The sequence below is a fragment of the Saccharopolyspora rectivirgula DSM 43747 genome, from assembly GCF_000497205.1.
Lineage (GTDB): Bacteria > Actinomycetota > Actinomycetes > Mycobacteriales > Pseudonocardiaceae > Saccharopolyspora > Saccharopolyspora rectivirgula.
In genome coordinates this window covers 65830-90043 of sequence record NZ_AYJW01000007.1, presented here as the reverse complement: position 1 = coordinate 90043, position 24214 = coordinate 65830, and the positions used below count along the sequence as shown (strand labels likewise).

Sequence of the window (24214 nt, the reverse complement as noted above, 5' to 3'; positions counted from 1 at the left end):
TCGGTGCCGATGTAGTTGTGCCCGAGCTGCAGCGCCTCGCGCAGCGACAGCTCCAGCACCTTCTTCGCCCGTGGGGTGAACGGGATGTGACCGCTCGGGGCCTGCTGACCCTGGCCGATGATCTCCTCGACCTGCTGGCGCACGCCCTCAAGCGCTATACCCAGCGACTCCAACGCCTTGGCGGCGACACCCTCACCCTCGTGGATCAAGCCCAGGAGAATGTGCTCGGTGCCGATGCAGTTGTGGTTGAGCATCCTGGCCTCCTCCTGGGCCAGGACAACCACCCGCCTCGCGCGGTCGGTGAACCTTTCGAACATTCGCACTCCCTGACTGCTGCGCCGGCGGTCCAGTACCGGGACACGGCTCCTGTTCGCCGATGCCCACGACGGGTTTCAGCACTCTCTGGACCACTCTAGTAGCCCCACCCGGTCGCAGTCTGTGCCCGCTGATGACCTACTGCACACATTCTTGTCTGACGCCAGCTGCAACAATGCGCTGGCCTGCGACATTCCGGCCGACTCCCCCTCCGAACGGGTATTCCGCTCAGCGCGAACAGGAGCCCGCCGCCGGTCAATCGGCCTTGTCCAGGACCCTGCGGCCGCCGACCGGCACCACCATCGGGGTACCCGCCACCGGATCCGGGACAACCTTCGCGGACAGCCCGAACACCTCCGCCAGCAGGGCCTCGGTGAGCACTTCTCCCGGCTCTCCCTCGGCCACGACCGCCCCGTCCTTCATCGCGACGAGCCGATCGGCGTAGCGGGCCGCCAGGTTCAAGTCGTGCAGCACCATCACCACCGTACGACCGTTCTCCGCGTGCAGCTGGTTCACCAGCTCCAGCACGTCCACCTGGTGGGAAAGATCGAGGTAGGTGGTCGGCTCGTCCAGCAGCAGCAGGTCGGTGCCCTGCGCCAGCGCCATGGAGATCCAGGCCCGCTGGCGCTGGCCGCCGGACAGCTCGTCCAACGCCCGGTCGGCCAGTTCGGCGATGCCGGTCAGCTCCAGCGCGTCGGCGACCGCGCTCTCGTCGTCCGAGGACCACTGCCGGTACCAGGCCTGGTGCGGGTGCCGTCCGCGGGCCACCAGGTCGGCGACGGTCAGCCCCTCCGGCGCCACCGGCGACTGCGGCAGCAGCCCGAGGACCTTGGCCACCTGCTTGGTCGGCATCTTGTGGATCTGCTTGCCGTCCAGCAGCACGCTGCCCCGGGTCGGCTGCAGCAGCCGGCCGAGCGCGCGCAGCAGCGTGGACTTCCCGCACCCGTTCGGCCCGATGATCGCGGTGACCGTGCCGTCGAGCACCTCGAGGTCGAGGTCGTCGACGATCACCCGGTCGCCGTAGGAGAGCTGCAGCCCCTGCGCTCGCAGGCGCTGGCGCCGGGCGTCACCGGTGGCCTCCGACGGCCTGGTGGAAGCGGCGTGAGCGGTCATGCGCGGACCTCCCGGTACCGACGGACGAGCAGGTAGATCAAGTACGGGCCGCCCAGGATCGCGGTGACGACGCCGACCGGCAGCTCCAGCGCGCCGAAGGCGGTGCGGGCGATCACGTCCGACGCCACCACCAGCACGGCCCCCAGCACCAGCGAAGCCAGCAGCGGCGGGCGGGAAGTGCGGGAGAGCCGCAGGGCGATCTGCGGCGTGGCCAGCGCCACGAACTGGACCGGCCCGGCCGCGGCGGTGGCGATCGAGGCCAGGGCGACCGCGCTGAGCAGCATCGCCGCGCGGGCCGCGGTCATCCGCACGCCCAGCCCGCGGATGGTGTCGTCGTCGAACTGCAGGGCCCCCAGCACGTGCGCGCCGAGCAGCGTCAGCGGGACCACCACCAGCAGCGCGACCGCCACCGGCCCCACGTGCTCCCAGCCGCGGGCGTTGAGGCTGCCGGTGAGCCACACCATGGCCCGCCCGGCGTCGTTGACGTCCCCCACCGACAGCAACCAGTACGTCGCGTTGCCGGCCAGGGCGCTGACCCCGACGCCCACCAGGACCAGCCGGTAGTTGTCCACTCCCCGCCGGTAGGCCAGCAGGTAGACCGCGAGTCCGGTGAGCAGCCCACCGAGCAGCGCGACCAGCGGCAACCCGAGCTGGGCGAGCATCCCGGCGGCGCTGCCGGCAGCGCCGCCGAACACGATGACCGCGGTCGCCGCGGTGCCCGCACCCCACGTGATCCCCAGCATGTCCGGGCTGGCCAGCGGGTTGCGGGCCAGCGTCTGGGTGAGCGCACCGGCCAGTCCCAGCGCCGCTCCCACCAGCAGCGCGGTCAGCGACCGCGGCATCCGCAGTTCCCAGACGATCACGTTGTCGGCGCGGTCCCCGGACCCCAGCAGGGTGGCCAGCACCTGGGCGGGGCTGATCGGGTACTCGCCGAGACCGATGTTGACCACGAACGCGGCCAGCAGCACCACCAGGCTGCCCAGCAGCACCAGCAGCGGCCGCCACCGCAGCACCGCGGACGCCGGCCCGACCCGCAGCGGACGACGGGTGGGTACTTTCACCTGGCTCACAACCGCACCAACTTCCGGCGGCGCACCAAGGCGATGAAGAACGGCGCCCCGACCATCGCCAGCATCACCCCGACCTGCACCTCCGACGGACGAGCGACGACCCGGCCCAGCACGTCCGCCAGCAGCACCAGCGAGCCGCCGGACAACCCGGCGAACGGCAGCAGCCAGCGGTAGTCGGCGCCGGTGAAGAACCTGGCCACGTGCGGCACGATGAGCCCGACGAAACCGATCGGCCCGCAGATGGCGACGGTCCCGCCGACGAGCACCGAGATGGCGAGGATGCCCGTCCGGCGGGCCCACTTCACCCGGTGCCCCAACGACCTGGCGACGTCCTCCCCCAGCGACAGGGCGTTGAGGCTGACCGAGTTGGCCAGCGCGAGCACCAGGCCGACCAGCAGGAACGGAGTCACCTGGGCGATCACCTGGGTGTCGGTGATCGCCACCGAACCCACCTTCCAGAACCGGTAGGTGTCCAGGCTCTGCTGGTCGGTGAGCACCAGCGCGGAGGTGATCGCCTGCAGCAGGTAGCTGATCGCCATGCCGGCGAGGGCCAAGGTCACCGGGGTCGGTCCGCCCCGGCCGCCGAGCGAGCCGATGGTGAAGACCGCCGCAGCGCCGAGCAGCGCGCCGGCGAAGCCGAACCACACATAACCCAGCAGGGTGGTCACACCGGCGGTGTAGACGGCGAGCACGACCGCGACGGCAGCACCGTGGGTGATGCCGAGGATGCCGGGGTCGGCGATCGGGTTTCGGGTGTGGCCCTGCATCAGCGCACCGGCCACGCCCAGGCAAACCCCGGCCAGCACCCCCACCGCGGTGCGCGGGATGCGCAGCTCGCGCACGATCAAGTCGTTCTCGGTGCCGGTCGGTGCCGTCAGGGCGGCCCAGACATCGGCGAGCGGGATGCTCTTCGCGCCCACCGCCACGCTCAGCAGGCAGCTGATCACCAGCAGCGCCAGCAAGGCGCCGAGCCCGGCCAGGCGGCGGCGACGGCGCTGTTGCAGCCGAGTCACACCGGTGGCCGCCGGGTGCCCGCGGTCGGGACGGACGGTCCCGCTGCGACTCACGTTCCTCTCCCTTGCTCAAGCCAGGTTCGCCGTACTTAGGTTAGGACCACCTAAGCTCGAGCGACAGAGGTTCGTCGAATGGCCGGTATCACAATGCGCTGCGCAACCTTCGGCGGAAAACCGAAGAATGTCTTTCCGCCCGCTTAACCGCGCGCAAAAAGTTCGTCCAGCGGGAGAAAACCGAACAAATCACAGCGAGAGGCGCCCGCGCACCCGCCGCGGAACGCCTCCCGCCGAATGCCCAGGACCTCAGCGGGCCTTGTGGTACTTCTCGACGATATCCGCCGGGATGCGGCCGCGATCGGAAACTTTCAGCCCCTGCTTGCGCGCCCATTCCCGAATAGCCTGATTCTGCTCACGGTCCGCAGCCGTGGAGCCGCCGGAACGCGCAGTCCCCTGCCGCGGACCCGGCTTCTTGCGGCCACCGGCCCGCCGCGCGTGAGAAACGTAGTCGGCCAAAGCCTCCCGCAGCTCAGCGGCATTCTCGGCGGAGAGGTCAATCTGATAATTGACCCCGTCCAAACCGAACTCGACAGTTTCGTCGGCCTGGCCACCGTCCAGATCGTCGACAAGGGTTACGGTTACCTTCTGCGCCATCTTCGAGATCCTCCCCGGAGCGAATTGTGCATTAACGGGACAGCGACCATCTCCCGGGAGCACACTCCCTTGCGAGTACGCCAATAGCCGTCACCAAGAACATTCTCGAGTTCAGGCTAGCGCAGCAACTACATTAACGCACTCACCGCTGTCGAGAATTTCTCGGTGACGGCCACGACTCATTCCGGCCGAACAAGCGGGAACAGGATCGTCTCCCGGATACCGAGGCCGGTCAAAGCCATCAGCAACCGGTCAATCCCCATTCCAACTCCACCGGAAGGTGGCATTCCGTACTCGAGGGCACGCAGAAAGTCCTCGTCAACCGGCATAGCCTCCTCGTCCCCGGCCGCCCCCAAACGGGCCTGCTCCTCCAGCCGGGCACGCTCCACCACCGGGTCCACCAACTCCGAGTAGCCGGTGGCCAGCTCAACACCGCGGACGTAAAGGTCCCATTTCTCGGCCACTCCGGGCTGCTCGCGGTGCTGCCTGGTCAGCGGGCAGGTCTCGACCGGGAAATCGCGCACGAAGGTCGGAGCGTGCAAATGATTCCCGACGAGGTGTTCCCAAAGCTCTTCGACGAGCTTTCCGTGGCCGAACGACGAATCGACCTGCACACCGTGCTCGTCGGCGTACTTGCGCAAAGTCTCGACCGGAGTTTCCGGAGTAATCTCCGTCCCCAGCGCCTCCGACAAGGAGCCGTACATGGTGATCGAAGCCCACTCACCGGACAAGTCGTACTCGGTGCCGTCGTACCAGGTGACGACTTGCGATCCGGTGACCCTTTCCGCGGCTTCCTGAATAATGCGCCGGGTCAGTTCGGCCATGTCGTTGTAATCGGCGTAGGCCTCGTAGAACTCCAGCATCGCGAACTCGGGGGAGTGCGATGAATCACTTCCCTCGTTGCGGAAGTTCCGGTTGATCTCGAATACCTTCTCGATACCGCCGACCACGCAGCGCTTCAGATACAGCTCCGGCGCAATGCGCAAATACAGGTCGATGTCGAAAGCATTCGAGTGCGTGACGAATGGCCGCGCCGCAGCACCACCCTGCAAGGTCTGCAGCATCGGTGTTTCCACCTCGACATAACCGCGACCGTTGAGCGAATCCCGCAGCGAACGCTGAACGGCGGCGCGAGTGCGCACCGTCTCCGCGGCCTGCTTGCGCACGATCAGGTCGACGTAGCGCTGCCGGACCCGGGTTTCCTCGCTGAGCTCCTTGTGCATGACCGGCAGCGGGCGCAGCGCCTTGGCGGCCATCCGCCACTCGTCGGCCATCACCGACAGCTCACCGCGCCGCGAGGTGATCACCTCGCCGGCCACGAAGACGTGGTCACCGATGTCGACTTCGGTCTTCCAGGACGCCAGAGACTCCTCACCGACCTGCTTCAGGCTCAGCATCGCCTGGAGCTCAGTACCATCTCCGGCGCGCAACGTGGCGAAGCAGAGCTTCCCGGTGTTGCGCAGGAACATCACCCGGCCGGCCACCCCGACCCGCTCACCGGTGCTCGTGTCCGGCGGCAGATCCGGGTGAGCGGCCCGGACCTCCGCCAGACTGTGCGTGATCGGCAGTTTCACCGGGTAGGGCTCGATACCGGCGGCCAGCAGGCGTTCCCGCTTCTCCCGCCGAATCCGCATCTGTTCCGGCAGGTCATCGGGAGTGTCAACGGTGTTAGGACGGTCCTGGTCTGTCACGGCCACCAAGGGTACGTTTCGTTCCACCGACCCTTGCCACCAGGCTTGTTCATCAGCGGCTCCCACCACGCGATGGGGTCATCGCCGGAAATTGCGCTCGAAGACCAGCCGCAACCCCAGCAGGGTCAGGTCCGGCACGTGGTGCTGGATCGTTTGCGACTCGGCGACCACCAGCGGCGCCAACCCCCCGGTGGCCAGCACCGCCGTCGGCCCGCCGTGCGCCTCCTCCAACTCGGCGACGATCCGCCGCACCAAGCCGTCGACCTGCCCGGCGAAGCCGAACACGATCCCCGACTGCAGGCACTCCACCGTGTTCTTGCCGATCACCGAACGCGGCCGCAACAACTCCACCTTGCGCAGCTGAGCGGCCCGCGCGGCCAGCGCGTCCAGGGAGATCTCGATGCCCGGCGCGAACGCCCCGCCCAGGAACTCGCCCTTGGCCGAGATCGCGTCGACGTTCGTCGACGTGCCGAAATCCACCACCACGCAGTTCGTGGCGTGCAGGTGGTGCGCGGCCATGGTGTTGATCACCCGGTCCGCGCCGACTTCCTTCGGGTTGTCCACCAGCAGCGGAACCCCGGTGCGCACCCCGGGCTCGACCACCACGTGCGGCACATCGCTCCAGTAGCGGGACAGCATCACCCGCAGTTCCCGCAGCAGCGTCGGCACCGTGGAAAGCGCAGCGACCCCGGTGACCTGGTCGACGTAGTCGCCCAGCAGCCCGCGCATCGCCAAGGCCAGCTCGTCGGAGGTCATCCGGGGCTCGGTCCGCATCCGCCAGTCGCGGACCAGCGTCGTGCGCAGGGATCCGCCGGAGGCCTCGGGGCCGTCGTCGTACAGCCCGAGCGCCACATTGGTGTTACCGACGTCAATGGCCAGCAGCACCGCTCCGCCCTTCCGCTCGCAGTTCCGTCAGTGCTCGGGCTGCTGCAGCAGCGCGTCCAGCTTCGCCGCGTCGTCGGTCTCGGCGGCCGAGTCGGCGCTGCCCGCGCTGACCAGGCCGCTCCCCTCGGGAGCCGTGCCGGGGTGGTGCCCGCGCTCCACGATCCTGTTGTCCTCGTCCACGAAGACGACCCTCGGCTTGACCGAGCGGGCCTCCAGCTCGTCCATCACGCCGTAGGACAGCAGGATCACGATGTCGCCCGGGAACACCAGGTGGGCTGCGGCGCCGTTGATGCCGATCACCCCGGAACCGCGCTCCCCGGCGATCACGTAGGTCTCCAGGCGGGCCCCGTTGGTGACGTCCACGATCGTGACCTGCTCGCCTTCCAGCAGGTCAGCAGCGTCCATCAGATCAGCGTCCACCGTCACCGACCCCACGTAGTGCAGGTCCGCCTGGGTCACCGTGGCGCGGTGGATCTTGGACTTGAGCATGGTGCGGAACATCGCAGATCCCTCCGTTTCGCTGCGTCCGCCGCTGATCAGGACGCGTCGGCCGGGCCGAGCAGCACCGCGGCGTTGTCGATCAGCCTGGTGGAACCGAGCCGCGCGGCCACCAGCAAGCGGGCCTTGCCGCCCTCCGGCGGCACCGGGCCCAGCTCCGGGTCGCGCAGCTCGAGGTAGTCCAGTTCCAGCGCCGGTTCGGCGTCCAACACCTCGCGCGCCGCCCGCAGCACCGCGTCAGGACCGCCCGCAGCGGCGTGGGCCCCGGCGGCCAGGGCGGCGGACAGCGCCCGAGCCGCTTCGCGCTGCTCGTCGGTCAGGTACGCGTTGCGCGACGACATCGCCAGCCCATCGGGTTCGCGCACCGTGGGAATGCCCTGGACCTTGGTGTCCAGGTTCAGGTCCCGCGCCATCCGGCGGATCAGCACCAGCTGCTGGTAGTCCTTCTCCCCGAAGAACGCCAGGTCCGGGCGGACGATGTTGAACAGCTTCAGCACGACCGTGAGCATGCCGTCGAAGTGCCCGGGGCGGAACCTGCCCTCCAGCTCGTCGCCCAGCGGACCGGCGTGCACCTTGACCATCGGGTCGGAGCCGTACATGTCCTCCACGCTGGGCGCGAACACCAGCTCGACCCCCGCCTCCCGGCAAGCGGCCAGGTCTTCCTCCAGCTGCCGCGGGTAGCGGTCGAAGTCCTCGTCCGGACCGAACTGCAGCGGGTTGACGAAGATCGACACCACGGTGACGGCGTTGATGTCCCGGCGGGCCCGGCTGATGAGCTCCAGATGCCCCCGGTGCAGCGCCCCCATCGTCGGCACCAAGTGGATCGGGCGGCCGGTGGCCCGCAGCGCGCGGGTCACCTTCGCCAGTTCGGCAGGTTTGCGGTGCACCGTCAACTCCCCGGCCCGGAAACCGGGGCCCGCCCCGACCTGACCGAACGCGTTCATGATCCCTCCTGGTCTATGACCGAGCGGACCTCGACAGCAGCATCGGGGCGGAGGATCCCCGCCCGCTCCGCGCGGTCCGCGGTTCGCCTCGCCATCGCCCGGTAACCGGGCACGGTCTCCGGGCTGGTCCGGTGCAGTTCCTGCAGGTGAGCCGCCACCGTACCGGCGTCACCGCGCATCACCGGTCCGGTGATCGCCCGATCCCCCAGCCGCAACGCGTTGTCCAGCGAAGCGGACAAGATCGGCGCCATGACCCGGTCGGGAACTTCCACCCCGGCCTGGGAGAGCAGCTCAGCGCACTCGTTGACCAGCGTGATCAAGTGGTTCGCCCCGTGCGCGAGTGCCGTGTGGTACAGGCGCCGGTGCTCCTCCCGGATGCGCACCGGCTCCATGCCGAGCTCCAGGGTCAGCGCCTCGGCGACGCTCCAGCCCGCCTCGTCCTGCTCGGCAGCGGTGATCGCCATGCAGGCCGTCGCCAGCCGCTGCACGTCCTCGGAACGACCGGTGAAGGTCATCGCCGGGTGCATGGCGACCGTCAACACCCCGATCTCAGCGGCCGGCTGCAGCACTCCCACCCCGTGAGCACCGCTGGTGTGCACCAGGATCTGGCCGGATCGCAGCGACTGCGTGGCGACCAGGCCGCGCACCAAACCGGAGATCGCGTCGTCCGGGACCGCCAGCAGCACCAGGTCGGCCTGGGCCGCCACCTCGTCCGGCGGTCGCACCTCGACATCGGGCAACAGCGCCTCGGCCCGCCGCAGCGACGCGTCCGAGACCGCGGAGACCGCGGTGACCCGATGTCCCGCACGCTGGAACGCCGCACCGAGCACCGCCCCGACACGACCGGCGGAGATCACGCCGATCCTCAGCCTGGGGCGGGTGCGGCCAGCAGACACCGCCACGTCGTCCTCCCAACCGTTCCAGTCCCGCTCCTCGGGTACCGGACAGCAGCGCGAGAGTAGCTCGCCCGGAGCAGCGCCGGGACACGCAGGTGGCCAGCGCCACGGAACCGGGTCCCCGTCAGGAGCGCGGCGGTCGGCGCACCGCCCGCGTCAACTCGTTGATCTTTATCCGCGCGGTCTGAATGGCCTGCTCGTTCCCCGTGGCAGACCGGCGGGCCTGCTTGAGCTCCTCGATCAGCTGTTCCCGGCGGGCCCGGCGCGCGGCGCTCGTGGTCAACCCGTTCTGCGCCCGGTGCTGCAGGAACGCCAGCTCGGTCACCGCGATCTGGTAGTCCCGCACCGCCCGGGCCGCCTCCGCGCCCGCGCTGCGCCGCACCTTGCGCAGCCAGCCCCGCCGCCCGGCCAGCGAGGTCAGCATCTCCATCTCGCTGCGCACGATCAGACCGGCCCGCAGCAGCACCGGCAGCTGCTCGGCGACGATCTGCTGCTCCCGCTTGCGCTGCCACACCACCAGCCAGCCGGTGCCCAGGAAGATCGGCACCATGATCAGGAAGTAGACGTTGAGGAACTCCGTGCCGCCGAGCAGCGTCGCCGCGTTCCACACCCCGTGCAGCAGCACCGCGGAGAAGTATCCGGCCACCGGGTACAGCACTCGCAGCCTGTTGTCCCGGGTGCGCGCCGCCAGACCGATGCCGATGCCGATCATCGCGCTGAACAGCGGGTGGGAGAACGGCGCCAGCACGCCACGCAGCAGGAAGACCGCCACCACGCCGCCGCTGACCCCGCCCAAACCGCCTTCGGCGAAGGCTTTGCCGAAGTACAGGATGTTCTCGGTGAAGGCGAACCCCGCGGCGGTCAGCGCGGCGTAGACGATGCCGTCCACCAGGCCGTTGAACTCCGAACGGCGCCGGAACCACAGGGCCACCACGAAGAGCGCCTTGGCCGCCTCCTCCACCAGCGGAGCCATCACCGCCCGGGAGAAGAACTGCTGGCTGGTGCCGCCGAGCAGGAAATCGCTGATCCCGGTGACCGCGTCGTTGAGCAGCAGCGCGCAGGCCGTCGCCCCGCCCACGCCCCACAGGAACGCGCCGAGCAGCAGCAGCGGTGGTTCCGGCTCCCACCGGTCGAGCCAGACGATGGCGGCGAACACCAGCCCCACCGGGAGCAAGGCCACCGCCGCCCCCACCAGGGCCGGCAGCGCCCCCACTTTGGACGTGGTGACCCCGACCATGGCCAAGCCGCAGATGCCCAGCACGATCAGGCCTGCGACCGGCCAACCGACAGCGTGGTGCTTGCGCGTCTGGAGCCGACGGGCACCGGAAAGGTCGGCTGCGGCCCCCGGGAGATCGCTCGTCACAACCAGAACCCTAAAGAAGTAGCAGCGCGCCCGCCCGAGAGACCCTGGGGAACTCAGGCCCGTCGACGACGACGGCGTTGCCCGCTCGACGTCGCGCCGTAGGCGGCGAGCAGTTCCCGCACCGAGGTCCCCGCGGTGTGCGCACCGGCTTCCACGTCCAACTCGCCCGATTCGCTCGAATCGGACTTCGGGCGGGCCGGAGACTGCACCGGTCCAGTTTGGACATTTCCGGCGAACGAGGCAGAACGTACTTGTTGCCCCGTCCGGTAGTTGGCCCGGTCCGGCCGGTTCGGCTCCGCCGACTGCGCCACCGCGGACTGCTGCACCGGCGAAATCCGCTGCGTCACCGGCTCCTTCGGACGCTGCGGAACACCGGCGGTCATCCGGCCAACCGCTTGCGCCGCGGGCGGAACGGCCCGAGCACCGCTGGCGGAGAGCGCTTCCTGCTCCGGACGCTGCGCGAACACGTTGCCGCGGGGCTGACCGTGCTCGGCGAGGGACCGCACCCGGGTCGACTCGGCGCGCAGCGCAACGCGTTCGAAGAGGACATCTCCACCGAGGACCTGCTCCAGCACAGAGCGCAACCGCCCCAGCTCTTCCCGCAGTTCCTTCAGCTGCGCGTCGTGCTCCTCAGCGACTTCCCGCCGCGCCTGGGCTTCCGCTTCCGCCTCGAATTCCCGACGGGCCGCGATTTCCTTTTCCAGCTCCAGCTGGTAAATCCGCTGGCGCTCCGCTACCACCCGGTCCTTTTCCGCCAGTCGCTGCCGCAGGTGCGCCACCGCGAAAGCACCTGCCATCGCCGCCCATAACGCGGCCACCAATCCGAGCCGGAGCAGCCGAGCGTCGTTGCTGAGCACCAGGACCGCCGTGGCCGCAGCGGCCAGCACAACAGCCCCAATCCACAGAATTCTAGAGCGCAATGAGGTGTTTTCAGTGCCGCCGCTTTCGGACATGCCACTACGGTACCTTTTCTTTATCTTGTTGAGACCTGAAAAGCAGTGACGTACCTCCACTTTCGTCAGAGAGCACCACGATCCGGGAGTGAATGGCGGAAAACCGAAACCGATCGTGGCTACAGCGCCACACTTCGGAGCGATCGATCAAAAATTGCGGCGATCAGCCAACACGAATAGTGATCACTATTCCTCTTCTTCGTCCTCGTCCTCGGGCTCGTCCGGATTGCGCAGGCAGTTCTCCAACCACAACCCCGCGCCGATCAACGCGCCCGCCGACACCAGACCGATCCCCGCAGCCGCCGCGTCCGACTGCGCCACCACGACCCGCCCCAACAGCGGCAGCAGGTAGATCAGCAGGCCGATCCACGCCCCGGCCATGATCGCGCCCACCATCGAAGAGGCCTTCGCCAACGCCACCGCTCGCGCGGCCGTGAGCGCGTTCACCGGCTCCGTCCCCGGGCGACGCTGGATCCGCGGCCGGAAGTTCAACGCCAGCACCAAGTCGATCGCCGCGATCAGCAACAACGTCACCCCGGCCAGCAGCGGCAGCGGCGGCAGCCCGCCGTAGGCGAACCGAGCGCCCAGGTGCCCCAGCACCAGGGCGACGACCCCGGCCGCCAACAGGTGTCGGGGCTGGGTGAACTGCATGCGCTGTACCTGTCGAGGTGCCACGTCCCCAGCATCCCATTCGGAACGCGGCCGGCCACCGGTGGCCGCGGCCGATCACGCCACCGGCCACCCCGATCACCGGGTGGAAGACCGCCGGCGGTTCAGCGCAGCACCAAGTCCTCGCGGAGCCGCACCGCATCGATGTCCGCAGCGGGCAACCGGTCCACCAAATCGGCGACCCGACCGTGCCCCGGCAGCTCCGCCTCCGGGTCCACCGCCAACCAGGGGATCAGCACCGTGGCCCGGCTGGGCGTGCCCGGGTGGGGCAGCAGCAGCTCGGGGTCATCGCTGCGGACGTCGTCCACCGTCACCACGTCCACGTCGAGCGTGCGCGGGCCCCAGCGCTTCTCCCGGCGCCGACCGGCCTGCTGCTCGAGCTCCTGCCCGCGGCGCAGCCAACCCCAGTGGTCCAGCTCGGCCGACTCCACGACGATCACCGCGTTGAGGAAGTCCGGTTGGTCGGTGACCCCCCACGGCTCGGTCTCGTACACGGGGGACGCCGCGACCAGCTCGGCGGCGAATCCGGAAACGGCCAGCCGCAGATGACCGAGCCGGTCCCCGAGGTTGGACCCGAGGGAAAGCACAGCCCTGCTCATACCGACCCCTCCGCCGTCAACAGCCCGTCAAGCCGGGACGACATTACCGCGCCCGCCCCGGCGCGACCGCCGGATGGTGACCGCCACGTCCGCGAACTCCAGCGGGATCGGCGCAGCCGGCTTGTGAATGGTGACCTCGGTGGCGAAGACCCGCTGATCGGTCATGATCTCGTCGGCCACCTCCGCCGCCACGGTCTCGATCAGGTCCCGCGGCGGACCGGAGACGATCTGCGCCGCGCGCTTGGCGAGCTCGCCGTAATCCACGGTCTTGGACAGGTCGTCGTCCCGAGCCGCGTCCCCCAGGTCGATCCACAGCGTCAGGTCGACGACGAACTCCTGGCCGTCCCGCTTCTCGTGGTCGAAGACCCCGTGGTTGCCGCGGACCTTCAACCCGGTCAACGTGATCCGGTCAGCCAACCGGGCCACCCCCGCTGCGCCACGCGGCCGTGACCGCCACCGCGTCCAGGGAACCGCGCACGTCGTGCACCCGCACGCCCCACGCCCCGCGGTCCGCCGCCAGCGCGGAGACCACCGCGGTGGCCACGTCCCGGCCCAACGGGGGCCGCGGGGTCCCGTCCAGGCCCTCCAGCAGTCGGCCGAGGAAGCGCTTGCGGGACGCCCCGACCAGGACCGGGAAGCCCAGCCCGACGAACACCTCGAGGTTCTGCAGCAGCTTCCAGTCGTGCTCGGCGGTCTTGGCGAACCCCAGCCCCGGGTCCAGCACGATCGCCTCTTCGGACACCCCGGCCGCCAGCGCCGCGTCCACCTGCTGCATCAGCTCGTCGCGGACCTCGGCCACCACGTCCTGGTAGGTGGCCAGCTCGTTCATGTTGCGGCTGTGCCCGCGCCAGTGCATCAGGATCCACGGCAGGCCGGTCTCCGCGGCGACCCGCACCATGTCGGGATCGGCCCGACCACCGGAAACGTCGTTGATCACCGCGGCGCCAGCAGCGGCGGCGGCTTCCGCCACCTCGGCCCGGGTGGTGTCCACGCTCACCGGCACGCCCGCCGCCGACAGCTCCTGCACGACCGGGACCACCCGCTTGATCTCGGTCTCCGCATCGACCCGCTCCGAGCCCGGACGCGTCGACTCACCACCGACGTCGATGATGTCCGCACCCATCCGGTGCATTCCCACGCCGTGCGCGACCGCATCCGCCCGATCCAGGTAACGCCCCCCGTCCGAGAAGGAATCGGGGGTCACGTTCAGCACGCCCATCACGGCGCACCGGGGTGGGTTCGGCAGCAGTGCGTGCATTACTTCCCTCTAATCAGTGACAACGCCTCGGCGCGGGACGACGTGGAGCTGCGGAAAATACCGCGCACCGCCGAAGTCGTGGTGATCGCCCCCGCCTTCCGCACACCGCGCATCCCCATGCACAAGTGCTCGGCCTCGATGACCACGATGACACCCCGCGGCTGCAGCCGGCGCACCAGCGCATCGGCGACCTGCGAGGTCAGCCGCTCTTGAACCTGCGGACGCTTGGCGTACAGATCCACCAACCGGGCCAGCTTGGACAACCCGGTGACCCGGCCCTGGTCGTTGGGAATGTATCCGATGTGCGCCATCCCGTGGAAGGGCAGCAGGTGGTGCTCACAGGTCGAGTAGACCGGGATCTCCCGGACCAGCACCAGCTCCTCGTGGGACTCGTCGAAGGTCTTGTCCAACACGCGGTCCGGATTGGTGTGCAGCCCGGCGAACAGCTCCCGGTACGCCCGCGCCACGCGCGCAGGCGTCTCCTGCAAACCCTCCCGGTCCGGGTCCTCGCCCACGGCGAGGAGCAGCTCGCGAATCGCTGCCTCGGCACGCTGCTGGTCGAATTCGCGCACGTTTGCCGAGCCGTCCGGCTGGAGTTCGTCCTCGTCGTCCAAACCGAACGGCTCTCCGACCACGCTGGTCAATTTGTTGTTCCTCCCCGGCTCACGGCCCCACTGACCCTGGTCCTACGACGCCGGAGTCAGCGGGTGGTGCCGTCGCCGCTGTCCTTGGGCGAATCTGCGTTCTGCTCAGCCCCCGACGAACCACCCTGGGATGTCGACGACGGGCCGGACTGGTCACCGCCCTCCGGCTTGGCCTGCTGCGCCTGCTGCTGGCCGCGTTCCCAGGACGGCACCCAGTTGTACTGGCCGCCCTGGTAGCCGCTGGGCTGCGACGGGGAGGTCGCCGGAGTCCACCCGGGCGGCGCACCGTAGTTCGGCGGAACCGCGTGCGGTAACTGCTGCCCGGAAGCCGGGTTCTGGAACTGGATGGTTCCCGGAGCCCCAGTCCCGGTCGGCGTCGGAGCCTGGCCCTGGCTCGGCTGGGCGCCGTTCTGGCTGCCCACCTGAGCCGGTTCGGGCTGAGCGGGTTTCTCCTCTTCCTTCTTCTCCTCCGGCGGCCACGGTTCTCCGCGCTCCATGGCCAGCTCACCCGGGGTCTTGATCGGGGGCTTGTCCGACGGCGTACGACCGCCGAAGTCGTTGAACGCGGTGATCCGGGGGCGCTTCTTGACGCCGGCGAAGATGCGCTCCAGGTCCTTGCGGTTGAGCGTCTCCTTCTCGATCAGCTCGAGGACCAGGTTGTCGAGCACGTCGCGGTAGGTGTTGAGGATCTCCCACGCCTCGGTGTGCGCCGCCTCGATCAGCCGGCGCACCTCCTCGTCGATCTCGTGGGCCACCTCGAGCGAGTAGTTCGGCTGCTGGCCGGCGGTGCGGCCCAGGAACGGGTCGCCCTCCTCCTTGCCGTACTTGACCGCGCCCAGCCGGGCGGTCATGCCGTACTCGGTGACCATCGCCCGGGCGATCTTGGTGGCTTGCTCGATGTCGCTGGAGGCGCCGGTGGTCGGTTCGTGGAAGACCAGCTCCTCGGCGGAGCGACCGCCGAGCGCGAACACCAGCCGGGCGATCATCTCCGAGCGGGTCAGCATGTCCTTGTCGTCCTCCGGGACGACGAGCGCGTGCCCGCCGGTGCGACCGCGCGGCAGGATCGTCAGCTTGTACACCGGCTCCAGGTCCGGCATCGCCCACGCGGCGAGCGCGTGCCCGCCCTCGTGGTAGGCGGTGATCTTCTTGTCGCGCTCCGAGATGATCTTCGTCTTGCGGCGCGGACCACCGATGACCCGGTCCACCGCCTCTTCCAACGCCGCGGCGGTGATCAGCTGCCCGCCTTCCCGGGCGGTCAGCAGCGCGGCCTCGTTCACCACGTTCTCCAGGTCGGCACCGGAGAAGCCGACGGTGCGCTTCGCCAGCGCGTCCAGGTCCACGTCCTGCGCCAGCGGCTTGCCCTTGGAGTGCACGCCGAGGATGGCGCGACGGCCCCGCAGGTCCGGTGCGGACACCGGGATCTGCCGGTCGAAGCGGCCCGGGCGCAGCAGCGCCGGGTCCAGGATGTCCGGCCGGTTCGTCGCCGCGATGAGGATGATCCCACCGCGCGAGTCGAACCCGTCCATCTCGACCAGCAGCTGGTTCAGGGTCTGCTCGCGCTCGTCGTGGCCACCGCCGAGACCAGCACCGCGCTGGCGACCGACCGCGTCGATCTCGTCCACGAAGACGATGCACGGCGCGTTCTGCTTGGCCTGCTCGAACAGGTCGCGAACGCGGGAGGCGCCGACACCGACGAACATCTCGACGAAGTCGGAACCGGAGATGGAGTAGAACGGCACACCGGCCTCGCCGGCCACGGCGCGGGCCAGCAAGGTCTTACCGGTGCCGGGCGGACCGTAGAGCAGCACACCCTTGGGGATCTTCGCGCCGAGCGCCTGGTAGCGACCGGGGTTCTGCAGGAAGTCCTTGATCTCTTGCAGCTCCTCGACCGCCTCGTCGGCGCCCGCGACGTCCGAGAACATGGTCTTGGGCATGTCCTTGGTGAGCTGCTTGGCCTTGGACTTGCCGAAGTTCAGCACCCGGTTCCCGCCGCCTTGGACGTTGTTCATCATCCACATCAGCAGCAGCACGAGCAGGCCGATGGGGACCAGGTAGAACAACATCTGCACCCAGAACGAGTCCTGGGTGACGCGGGTGTTCCAGTTGTCGATGCCAGCGTTGCGGATCTCGGTGACCACCTGGTCGGTCGCCCCAGCCGGGTACTGGGCGATCAACCGGTTGCTGCCTTCGAACTGCTGACCTTCCCTGAGAGTCAGCCGGACCCGCTGCTCCTTGTCCTCGATGGTGGCCTCGGCCACCCGACCCTGGGCGATCTGCTCGAGGGCCTGCGAAGTCGAGACCTCGCGGTAGGCGCGGGTCTCGTCAAAGAGCACGCTGAAGCCGTAGATCAGCAGGAACGCTGTCAGGATCCACAGCAGCGGGTTTCGGAGCAGGCGCTTTCGGTCCATTCACTTGCGGCCGCGGGCGGCCTCGACCCTCCCTGAGTGCTACTTCGGCCAACGGCATGCTCGGCTCCGGCCGTCAACCCCTTCCGACCAGCGTACCGGGCCGGCGGACGGCTACACCACGGGCGAGCAGCGCGCGAACGCCAGGTTACATGCAACTCGACCGGCAAAACCGGGCACACCGCAGCAAAACCACCACTGATCTGCAGCGCTGGGTGTTCATCCGGACACGTCGGGCGACCGCCGACGTGCCCGACCCCTCAGACACCAGACGTGTAGACCTTGGGGTCGAGTGTGCCGATGTAAGGCAGATCACGGTAGCGCTCGGCGTAGTCGAGCCCGTAGCCGACCACGAACTCGTTGGGGATGTCGAAACCGACGTACTTCACCGGCACGTCCACCTGCACCGCGTCGGGCTTGCGCAGCAGCGTGCACACCTCCAGCGACGCCGGGTTGCGCGAGCTCAAGTTCTTCAGCAGCCACGACAGCGTCAGACCGGAGTCGATGATGTCCTCGACGATCAGCACGTGCCGGTCGGCGATGTCCCGGTCCAGGTCCTTGAGGATCCGGACCACCCCGGAGGAAGAGGTGGAGGAGCCGTAGGAGCTGACGGCCATGAACTCCAGTTGCGCCGGCTGCGGTAAGGCCCGGGCGAAGTCGGTCATGAACATGACCGCGCCCTTGAGCACACCGACCAGCAGCAAGTCCCCCGTGACGTCCTGGTAGTCGTCGGCAACCCGCTTCGCCAGTTCAGCAACCTTGTCCTTGAGCTGCTGCTCGGTGATGAGCACCGAGGCAATGTCGCCGTCATACACGGCCCGGCTTCCCCTCTCCCGACTGAACTCGACATCTGGCGCTCGCACGCCCGGACCCCGCAACCGGTCAAGCAGCCATCGAGCCTACCGGGGCTCCGCCACTCGCAGTAAGAGCGTGCCACGGGACCTGTGCAGCACAAACCCGCCCGGGAGGGCGTGCCCGCCCTGACCACGCCACGCCGCCACCAAGCGGTCCGCGCTCCGCAGGTGCGCGTCCGAGACCTCGGTGACGCCGCGGGCCAACAACCAGTCCCGCAGGACTCTACGCCGGACGGCTGCTGGCGACTCAGCCAGCATCCCGGCGTCCAACCCCTCCCCGGTCTCCACTTCCGACCGCACCCGAGCGGCCACAGCATCCAGCGCTTCCTCGTCTTCTTGCAGTTGACGAGCCGTGCGGGCCAGCGCTTCGCGGACCCCGCCCTGCAGCACCTGCTCCAGCAGCGGCAGCACCTCTGTGCGCAATCGCACACGGGTGAACCGGAGGTCGGAGTTGTGCGGGTCCTGCCACGGCCGCAGCCCCAACGCCCGGCAGGCCTCCAACGTGGTCCGGCGCCGGACCCCCAGCAGCGGACGCGCCCACGGCGGATCCAGCGGGCGCATGCCGGCGATCGACCGCGGACCGGACCCCCTGCCCAGTCCCAACAGCACCGTCTCCGCTTGGTCGTCGAGGGTGTGGCCGAGCAGCACCAGCCCGTTCTCCGGGCGGTGCTGGCGCAGCGCCGCGTAGCGGGCCCGCCGGGCAGCGGCCTCCATCCCGCCGTTCCCGGTGACCGAAACCCCGATGACCTCGACCCCGTCGCAGCCCAGCCGCTCCAGCTGCTCCGCCGCGGCGGCCGCCACCTCGGCGGAGCCCTCCTGCAGCCCGTGGTCGACCACCAAACCGCGCACCTCGCCCCCGCGCCGGTGCGCGACGTGCACGGCAGCGGCCGCCAGTGCCAGGGAATCAGCACCACCGGAGCAGGCCACCGCCAGCGGAGCGCCCCGGAACGGGGCGGCTTCCGGGGAGTCCAGCAACCGCCGCACGGCGGTGCGGATTTCGCTCACAGCACGCTCAGGAGGCACCCCGCGATTCTCGCCCCCGCTCCACCGCTGGCCGCGGCCGGGCGTTCAGCCGTGCACCCGCCGCAGCCACACCGCGGGCTGCTGGATCTCCGCGCGGGTGGGCAGGTGCTCGGGCGAGGTCCACACCGCGTTGAACCCGTCCATGCCGACCGCTTCGACCACCTTGCTGGTGAAAGCAGCCCCCTGCGCGTACTGGCGGATCTTGGCGTCCACCCCGAGCAGGCTGCGCAGGATCCGGTCCAGCAACCCGCCGCCCTTGCGCCGGTCGGTGAAGCGCGAGCGGATGGTGGCCACGCTGGGCACCACCTTCGGGCCCACCGCGTCCATCACGTGATCGGCGTGCCCCTCCAACAGGGTGGAAAGGGCGATCACCCGGTCCAGGGCAGCCCGCTGGCTCGGCGTCTGCAGCAGCTCCACCAGGCCCAGCATGCCGGGGCTGGTGCTCCCCTCCAGCCGGGACGCGCGCGCCTGCCGGAACATCTGGGGCACCCGGGCGAGCAGGTCGCCGGTCGTCCCCTCCATCTCGGCCAGCAGCGTGCCCAGCGATTCGGTGAAGTGCGCGCGCAACCACGGCACCGCGTTGAACTGCAGCCGGTGGGTGGATTCGTGCAGGCACACCCACATGCGGAAGTCGTCGCCCGGCACGCCCAAGGCCCGCTGGGCGGCGACGATGTTCGGGGCCACCAGCAGCAGTCGGCCCACCTGCCCGTCCTGGTGGGGCGGGCCGTACGGGTCGAACTGCCCGAGGACCTTGGTGCCCAGGTAGGACAGCACCACTCCCGCCTGCATGCCGGCGCTGCGCGAGCTGAGCGCGCCGAAGAGATCGCTCTGGCGCAGCTCCGCCGCCCCCGCCGTGAGCATGGCGGCGTCGGTGAGGTCGGCCAGGCCCTGCGCGGCTCCCCGCACCCAGGCCGGCCGGTCCACCACGTCTCCCTGGACGACGGGCAGGTGCTCGCCGAGCCCGGTCACTTCCCGGACGTAGGTCTCGGCTTCCGCGCTGAACCGCCGCAGGGACCGCACGGCCTCCGCGGCTTCTCCGCGCGGCACGTCCGGTCCGGACGGCATCAGCCGGACCGCGGTGCCGACCGCGACGTCCCAGTCCAACGGCAGCTGCCGGGAAGATGCGGCAGCTGGGGCAGGCGATGGAGTGGTGAGGCGGGCGTTCACACGACCGACGGTACCCCACAGCCCGGCCGATTAGCCTGCTCAACGCGGCTGAATCCGGCGCTTCACCGACAGCCGCACTGCTGGATCGCGCTGACCAGGTCGTCCAGTGCGGCCCGGGATGCGTCCCTGCTGGTCCCGTTGGAGATCAGGGCGAACACCAGCAGCCGCCCGTCGGCGGTGACCAGCATTCCGGCCAAGCTGTTGGCGCCTTCCAGCGTCCCGGTCTTGGCCCGCACCCAGCCCTTGCCGGGTTCGTCGGTGAACCGGCCGGCGAGGCTTCCGGTGCCGCCGGCCACCGGCAGCCCGAGCAGCAGCGCACGCAGCTTCGCCGACTCCTCCGACAACCCGCCTTCCGGACTGGCCGGTTCGGTGGCCACCGACAGCAGGTTCCCGAGCACCTTCGAGGACATCCGGTCGTCGAGCGAAAGCCCGCTGCCGTCCACCATCGAGGTCTGGCCCAGCTCGATGCCGTGGCGCTGGAGCACCTGCCGGATCGCCTTGGTCGCCCCTTCGAAGGTCGGTGCGTTCCCGTTGGCGATGGCCACTTCCCGCGCCAAGGTCTCGGCGAGCACGTTGTCCGAGCGCTGCAGCATGACCTCGGTCAGCTCCCGCACCGTCGGGGACTGGACCTCGGCGAGCACCTCGGCGTTCTGCGGTGCCTCGCCCTCGGAGACCTGGGTCGTCCCGAACGCGGCGGCGACCCGCTTGGCGACGTCCAGCGCTGGGGTCTGGCTGCGGGGGCTGGTGTCCAGCTGCGGGTCCTGCCGCGCCCCGTCGAGCATCACCGGTTCGATCGGGGCGATGTAGCCGGCCGGGACGTCCTGCGGCAACCACCCGGGGGCCAACTTGGGGCCCGCGTACCGGGAGGTGTCCACCTGCACGGACACCACGCTGTCCCCGACGGACTGCTTGAGCTGCTGGACCAGGTCGTCCAGCCGGGCCGCCCCGGGGTAGACCGACTCCTGCCCCTCCGGGAGGGTGGTCAGCGTCGGGTCACCTCCGCCGACGATGACGATGCTGCCCGGGGTGCTGCCGCGCACCACCTTGGTGGTGAACCGCTTCTGGTGGTCCAGGGACAGCAGCACGGCGCCGGCCGTCAGCAGCTTCCCGGTGGAACCCGGAACCAGCGCCTGGTCGGCGTTCTGCTGCCACAGCACCTCGTCGGTGACCGGGTCCAGCACGATCCCGCCCAGCTGCCCCAGCGCCGGGTTCGCCAGCTCGTCGGTCAAGGCGGCCGACAGCGCGTTCGGGCCGGGCGCGGGCGCGTCCGCGGACAGCGGCTTGATCGACGGCTCCAGCTGCACCGGGGCGGGCGGGTCGGCGATCAAGGCCTGCCGAACCAGCCCCGGGACCACCGCCACCCCGACGACGAGCACGGCGACGAGCGCCACTGCCGCGAGGACCAGGCCGCGACGGCGGCGGAGCCGGGCCGGGATCTGCGGTTCCGGGGTTTGCTGCCCGGCGAACACCGAAGGCTGCCGGGGCTTGCTCGGCGGCGCTGCCGGCGGCGCGGGCTGGGCGGGCTTGGCCGGTGGCGGTGCTGGTTGGCCGCGCAGCACCTCGGCGAAGTCCTCCGGGGAAGCCGGCCGCGGCGCACCCGTTGTCATCTGCTGCGGGTTCCCACGGGGTCGTCCCCCACCGTTCGGCGGCACCGCAGGAGCCCGGAAACCGGAGGGCGCGGTGTCCTGCAGTTCCCTCAGGTCGATCCGGGCGGTTCTTTCCGAATCGGTCTCCTCCGGTGCGGTGACCGGAGCCAGCTGCTGGGTCTGCTCCGCATCGGTGGCCGGAGGGGCTTCCCGGCCCGCGGTGGGCTGCTCCCCGGCCTGCGGTTCGGTGACGACCACCCGCGGGATGACCTGGGTGGTTTCGCCGTCGTCGGCAGCCGAAGACCGGGTGTCGGCCTGCTCCGCGGGCTCGCCGGAGGACTGCTCGGCGGTCTCCGCCGACCGATCGGTCTGCTGGTCGGTCGAGGTGCTCTCGGCTGCGACCGCCGGTTGCTCGTCGGTCCGCTCTTCCTCCCGCTGCTGCTCCGTCGAGGCGCTTTCCTGCTCGGGCGAGGTGGTCCGCTGGTCTTCAGCGGGTGAGTCCTCGGCGGCGGGCGACGCCGCGTCCTGCTGCTCCGGTTCCTGGTCGTCGGCGGTCTCGTCCGAGCGAGCGCTCTCGCCCTTCTCCTCGTCGGCGCCTGCCGCGGGTTCGTCAGTGCTCTCCTCGGGAGCTCCTGCTTCCGGCCGGGCCGAGGAGTCCTCCTCCGGAGCGCGCTCGGGTTCCGCTCCTCCGCCGCTCTCCTCCGAAGTTCCAGCTCCGTCCGCCGCGGTCGGTTGCTCCGGGCTGTCCTGGGACTTCGCCGGCGCGTTCGATCCAGCGCCCGCTTCTCCGCCGGGCTCGGACCGCTCCTCCGACTCCGGCTGTTCGGTGGCGCTCTGCTGCGACTGGTCGGTGCCGTCGTCCTGCCGAGGGGCCTCGCCGTCCTGCTCCGGGGCGGGGCTCTCCGCCTCCCCCGAGTCGGCCGATTCCTCCGGCTCCTCCTCCGCCCCGGCGGGTTCGGCTTCCGCCTGCTCGGCGTCCTCCCCCTGCTCGCCGGCCTTCTCCGGTGCGCCCTTTTCCGCCTGCTCGGCCGATTCGGCCTCCTCCGGCTCGGCGGTCTTCCCCTCGGCCGCCGAACTCGACCGCTGGGCAGCTCCGGTGTCGGCCTCTTCCCGCTGTTCAGCAGCCGGTCGCTCGGTGTCCGAGTCCGGCTGCTCGGCTGGACCGGTGCTGTTCTCCGGGGCCCCGGAGTCCGCCTCTTCGCCAGCCGCGGGCTGCGGCTCGGCTTCCCGGTCGCCCGTCGCTTCGGCGGTGCCCGGCTCCGCGTCGCTGGCCCCGCTCTCCTCGGCGGGCTCGGCCTCCTCCTGCTCAGCGGTGTCGGTGTCGGAGGGTTCTGCGGTGCTGGACGCACCGGTCTCCGCGCTCTGCTGCTGGGCGTCGGACGGCTCGGCCCCCTCCTCGGACCGGTCCTCCTCGGAGGCCTGCTCCGCTGGCCCGCCGGCGTCGTCCGCGTCGGTGGACGGTGCTGCCCCGGCGTCCGATCGCTGAGCGGAAGATCGATCTGCGCCGGCCTCTACCTGGTCGCGCTGCTCTTCGGAGTCGCTCTCGTCGGAGTCGCTCTCGTCGGAGTCGCTCTCGGCGGCCTGACCGCCTTGCTCAGAGCTTTGGTCCTGGTCGGCGTCCCGCTGCTCGGCCTCCTGCGAGGCGTCCTGCCGTTCGGTGTCCGGTTCTGCGGCGGAAGCCGTCTTCTGCTGCGGTGCGGTGGCGTCCGAGCCGTCTTCGGCAGCGCCGTCGGACGGCTGCGGCGGGGGGGCTTCCGAGCTCGCGGGGGACCGGTCCGCGTCCTCCACCGGCCAATCTGGCTGCGGTTTGGCATTGTCCTGACGGTCTCCACCCGACGCGAGTTCGCCGGTTCCGGAAACCTCACCCCTGGGCTGCTGGGGTCTGGGCACGTGCTCCTCCTCGACGGAACGCCAGATTGCCAGATTGCGAGCTCCCACACGGCAGTGGGGTCTGGAAAGCTGCCGTGGTCCACACTAGACGTGGCCGAGCGCGAGAACGCGCGCCTGCATCCGACGTAAGACGAGTGAGGAACCGCGTGGACTTCGACGTCACCATCGAGATCCCCAAGGGGAACCGCAACAAGTACGAGGTGGACCACGAGACGGGCCGGATCCGTCTCGACCGGACGCTGTTCACCGCCACCCAGTACCCCGCTGACTACGGGTTCATCGAGAACACCCTGGGTGAAGACGGTGACCCGTTGGACGCTCTGGTGCTGGTCCAGGAGCCGACCTTCCCGGGGTGCCTGATCACCGCCCGCGCCATCGGGATGTTCCGGATGCGCGACGAGAAGGGCGGCGACGACAAGGTCATCTGCGTGCCCTCGGACGACCCGCGCCAGGAGCACCTGCGGGACATCCACCACCTGCCCGAGTTCCACCGGCTGGAGATCCAGCACTTCTTCGAGGTCTACAAGGACCTGGAGCCGGGCAAGAGCGTGGAGGGCGCCACCTGGGCCGGCCGCGTCGACGCGGAGGAGGAGATCAAGCGCTCCTACGAGCGCTACAAGCAGCAGGGCCACTGACTGGACGCTGCGGAAGCACCCCCAGATCCCGTGTTCGGGTTCGGGGGTGCTTCTTCTTGTGGCTGTGACCACCGCCACAGCAAGAATTCCAC

23 protein-coding genes are annotated in these 24214 nt (G+C 69.9%); 1 reads left to right on the top strand and 22 read right to left on the bottom strand.

The annotated features are described in order from the left end of the window. The 22 genes from SREC43747_RS0103785 to dacB form a co-directional block, all read right to left on the bottom strand. The coding region (locus tag SREC43747_RS0103785) for a Clp protease N-terminal domain-containing protein (RefSeq protein ID WP_306413764.1) at nucleotides 1-317 on the bottom strand (317 nt) is incomplete at its 3' end. Nucleotides 318-570: 253 nt separating this feature from the next. After that, entirely contained in the window at nucleotides 571-1428 is an 858-nt protein-coding gene (locus tag SREC43747_RS0103780) for an ABC transporter ATP-binding protein (protein WP_029719818.1), read from the bottom strand. Continuing rightward, complete coding sequence (locus tag SREC43747_RS0103775; protein WP_029719817.1) at nucleotides 1425-2498, bottom strand: FecCD family ABC transporter permease; 1074 nt, start codon at nucleotides 2496-2498, stop codon at nucleotides 1425-1427. The genes SREC43747_RS0103780 and SREC43747_RS0103775 overlap by 4 nt, the downstream gene beginning before the upstream one ends. Beyond that, complete coding sequence (locus SREC43747_RS0103770) at nucleotides 2495-3565, bottom strand: FecCD family ABC transporter permease (RefSeq protein ID WP_029719816.1); 1071 nt, start codon at nucleotides 3563-3565, stop codon at nucleotides 2495-2497. The genes SREC43747_RS0103775 and SREC43747_RS0103770 overlap by 4 nt, the downstream gene beginning before the upstream one ends. Nucleotides 3566-3814: 249 nt before the next feature. After that, the gene (locus tag SREC43747_RS0103765) at nucleotides 3815-4162 is read right to left on the bottom strand and encodes a histone-like nucleoid-structuring protein Lsr2 (RefSeq protein WP_029719815.1); all 348 of its coding nucleotides are present in this window, start codon (nucleotides 4160-4162) and stop codon (nucleotides 3815-3817) included. 179 nt (nucleotides 4163-4341) lie between these two features. Next, complete coding sequence (lysS, locus tag SREC43747_RS0103760) at nucleotides 4342-5796, bottom strand: lysine--tRNA ligase (RefSeq protein WP_037331278.1); 1455 nt, start codon at nucleotides 5794-5796, stop codon at nucleotides 4342-4344. A gap of 135 nt (nucleotides 5797-5931) precedes the next feature. Then, nucleotides 5932-6738: a type III pantothenate kinase gene (locus SREC43747_RS0103755; RefSeq protein ID WP_029719813.1), complete on the bottom strand. Its 807-nt coding sequence runs from the start codon at nucleotides 6736-6738 to the stop codon at nucleotides 5932-5934. Nucleotides 6739-6765: 27 nt separating this feature from the next. After that, a complete protein-coding gene (gene panD / locus SREC43747_RS0103750) occupies nucleotides 6766-7239 on the bottom strand; it encodes an aspartate 1-decarboxylase (RefSeq protein ID WP_029719812.1) in 474 nt (157 codons plus the stop codon). A 35-nt stretch (nucleotides 7240-7274) separates the two neighbouring features. Then, complete coding sequence (gene panC, locus SREC43747_RS0103745) at nucleotides 7275-8180, bottom strand: pantoate--beta-alanine ligase (RefSeq protein ID WP_029719811.1); 906 nt, start codon at nucleotides 8178-8180, stop codon at nucleotides 7275-7277. Then, nucleotides 8177-9076: a Rossmann-like and DUF2520 domain-containing protein gene (locus SREC43747_RS0103740; protein WP_029719810.1), complete on the bottom strand. Its 900-nt coding sequence runs from the start codon at nucleotides 9074-9076 to the stop codon at nucleotides 8177-8179. The genes panC and SREC43747_RS0103740 overlap by 4 nt, the downstream gene beginning before the upstream one ends. Nucleotides 9077-9200: 124 nt before the next feature. After that, entirely contained in the window at nucleotides 9201-10439 is a 1239-nt protein-coding gene (locus tag SREC43747_RS0103735) for a PrsW family intramembrane metalloprotease (protein WP_029719809.1), read from the bottom strand. A gap of 53 nt (nucleotides 10440-10492) precedes the next feature. After that, nucleotides 10493-11326: a DUF6779 domain-containing protein gene (locus SREC43747_RS0103730; RefSeq protein ID WP_051387662.1), complete on the bottom strand. Its 834-nt coding sequence runs from the start codon at nucleotides 11324-11326 to the stop codon at nucleotides 10493-10495. Between the two features lie 252 nt (nucleotides 11327-11578). Then, on the bottom strand, nucleotides 11579-12043 hold the full coding sequence (locus tag SREC43747_RS0103725; RefSeq protein WP_029719807.1) for a DUF3180 domain-containing protein: 465 nt from the start codon (nucleotides 12041-12043) through the stop codon (nucleotides 11579-11581). 122 nt (nucleotides 12044-12165) lie between these two features. Next, nucleotides 12166-12660, bottom strand: a complete 495-nt coding sequence (gene folK / locus SREC43747_RS0103720) for a 2-amino-4-hydroxy-6-hydroxymethyldihydropteridine diphosphokinase (RefSeq protein ID WP_029719806.1) — start codon at nucleotides 12658-12660, stop codon at nucleotides 12166-12168. Between the two features lie 27 nt (nucleotides 12661-12687). Further along, nucleotides 12688-13077: a dihydroneopterin aldolase gene (gene folB / locus SREC43747_RS0103715; protein ID WP_029719805.1), complete on the bottom strand. Its 390-nt coding sequence runs from the start codon at nucleotides 13075-13077 to the stop codon at nucleotides 12688-12690. After that, entirely contained in the window at nucleotides 13070-13918 is an 849-nt protein-coding gene (gene folP / locus SREC43747_RS0103710) for a dihydropteroate synthase (RefSeq protein ID WP_029719804.1), read from the bottom strand. Before folP ends, folB begins: the two co-directional genes overlap by 8 nt. Next, nucleotides 13918-14532, bottom strand: a complete 615-nt coding sequence (folE, locus tag SREC43747_RS0103705) for a GTP cyclohydrolase I FolE (RefSeq protein WP_236623006.1) — start codon at nucleotides 14530-14532, stop codon at nucleotides 13918-13920. Before folE ends, folP begins: the two co-directional genes overlap by 1 nt. Before the next feature lie 86 nt (nucleotides 14533-14618). Next, complete coding sequence (gene ftsH, locus SREC43747_RS0103700) at nucleotides 14619-16970, bottom strand: ATP-dependent zinc metalloprotease FtsH (RefSeq protein WP_236623005.1); 2352 nt, start codon at nucleotides 16968-16970, stop codon at nucleotides 14619-14621. 257 nt (nucleotides 16971-17227) lie between these two features. Beyond that, nucleotides 17228-17782, bottom strand: a complete 555-nt coding sequence (gene hpt, locus SREC43747_RS0103695) for a hypoxanthine phosphoribosyltransferase (RefSeq protein ID WP_029719801.1) — start codon at nucleotides 17780-17782, stop codon at nucleotides 17228-17230. An 84-nt stretch (nucleotides 17783-17866) separates the two neighbouring features. Next, a complete protein-coding gene (tilS, locus tag SREC43747_RS0103690; RefSeq protein WP_029719800.1) occupies nucleotides 17867-18844 on the bottom strand; it encodes a tRNA lysidine(34) synthetase TilS in 978 nt (325 codons plus the stop codon). Nucleotides 18845-18889: 45 nt separating this feature from the next. Next, on the bottom strand, nucleotides 18890-19954 hold the full coding sequence (locus SREC43747_RS0103685; RefSeq protein WP_269077926.1) for a zinc-dependent metalloprotease: 1065 nt from the start codon (nucleotides 19952-19954) through the stop codon (nucleotides 18890-18892). A 119-nt stretch (nucleotides 19955-20073) separates the two neighbouring features. Beyond that, nucleotides 20074-23385 carry a D-alanyl-D-alanine carboxypeptidase/D-alanyl-D-alanine endopeptidase gene (dacB, locus tag SREC43747_RS20170; RefSeq protein WP_051387660.1) on the bottom strand — a complete coding sequence of 1104 codons (3312 nt, stop codon included), beginning with the start codon at nucleotides 23383-23385 and terminating at the stop codon, nucleotides 20074-20076. A gap of 248 nt (nucleotides 23386-23633) precedes the next feature. Here dacB and SREC43747_RS0103675 point away from each other — a divergent pair, with 248 nt between their 5' ends. After that, nucleotides 23634-24122, top strand: a complete 489-nt coding sequence (locus SREC43747_RS0103675) for an inorganic diphosphatase (protein ID WP_029719797.1) — start codon at nucleotides 23634-23636, stop codon at nucleotides 24120-24122. Nucleotides 24123-24214 lie beyond the last annotated feature (92 nt).

Coding starts and splice junctions, on each gene's coding strand:
- lysS (WP_037331278.1), bottom strand. CDS start 5,796: ATGCGGATTCGGCGGGAGAAGCGGGAACGCCTGCTGGCCGCCGGTATC.
- SREC43747_RS0103765 (WP_029719815.1), bottom strand. CDS start 4,162: ATGGCGCAGAAGGTAACCGTAACCCTTGTCGACGATCTGGACGGTGGC.
- ftsH (WP_236623005.1), bottom strand. CDS start 16,970: ATGGACCGAAAGCGCCTGCTCCGAAACCCGCTGCTGTGGATCCTGACA.
- folP (WP_029719804.1), bottom strand. CDS start 13,918: ATGCACGCACTGCTGCCGAACCCACCCCGGTGCGCCGTGATGGGCGTG.
- SREC43747_RS0103725 (WP_029719807.1), bottom strand. CDS start 12,043: ATGCAGTTCACCCAGCCCCGACACCTGTTGGCGGCCGGGGTCGTCGCC.
- panC (WP_029719811.1), bottom strand. CDS start 8,180: ATGAACGCGTTCGGTCAGGTCGGGGCGGGCCCCGGTTTCCGGGCCGGG.
- SREC43747_RS0103780 (WP_029719818.1), bottom strand. CDS start 1,428: ATGACCGCTCACGCCGCTTCCACCAGGCCGTCGGAGGCCACCGGTGAC.
- panD (WP_029719812.1), bottom strand. CDS start 7,239: ATGTTCCGCACCATGCTCAAGTCCAAGATCCACCGCGCCACGGTGACC.
- folK (WP_029719806.1), bottom strand. CDS start 12,660: ATGAGCAGGGCTGTGCTTTCCCTCGGGTCCAACCTCGGGGACCGGCTC.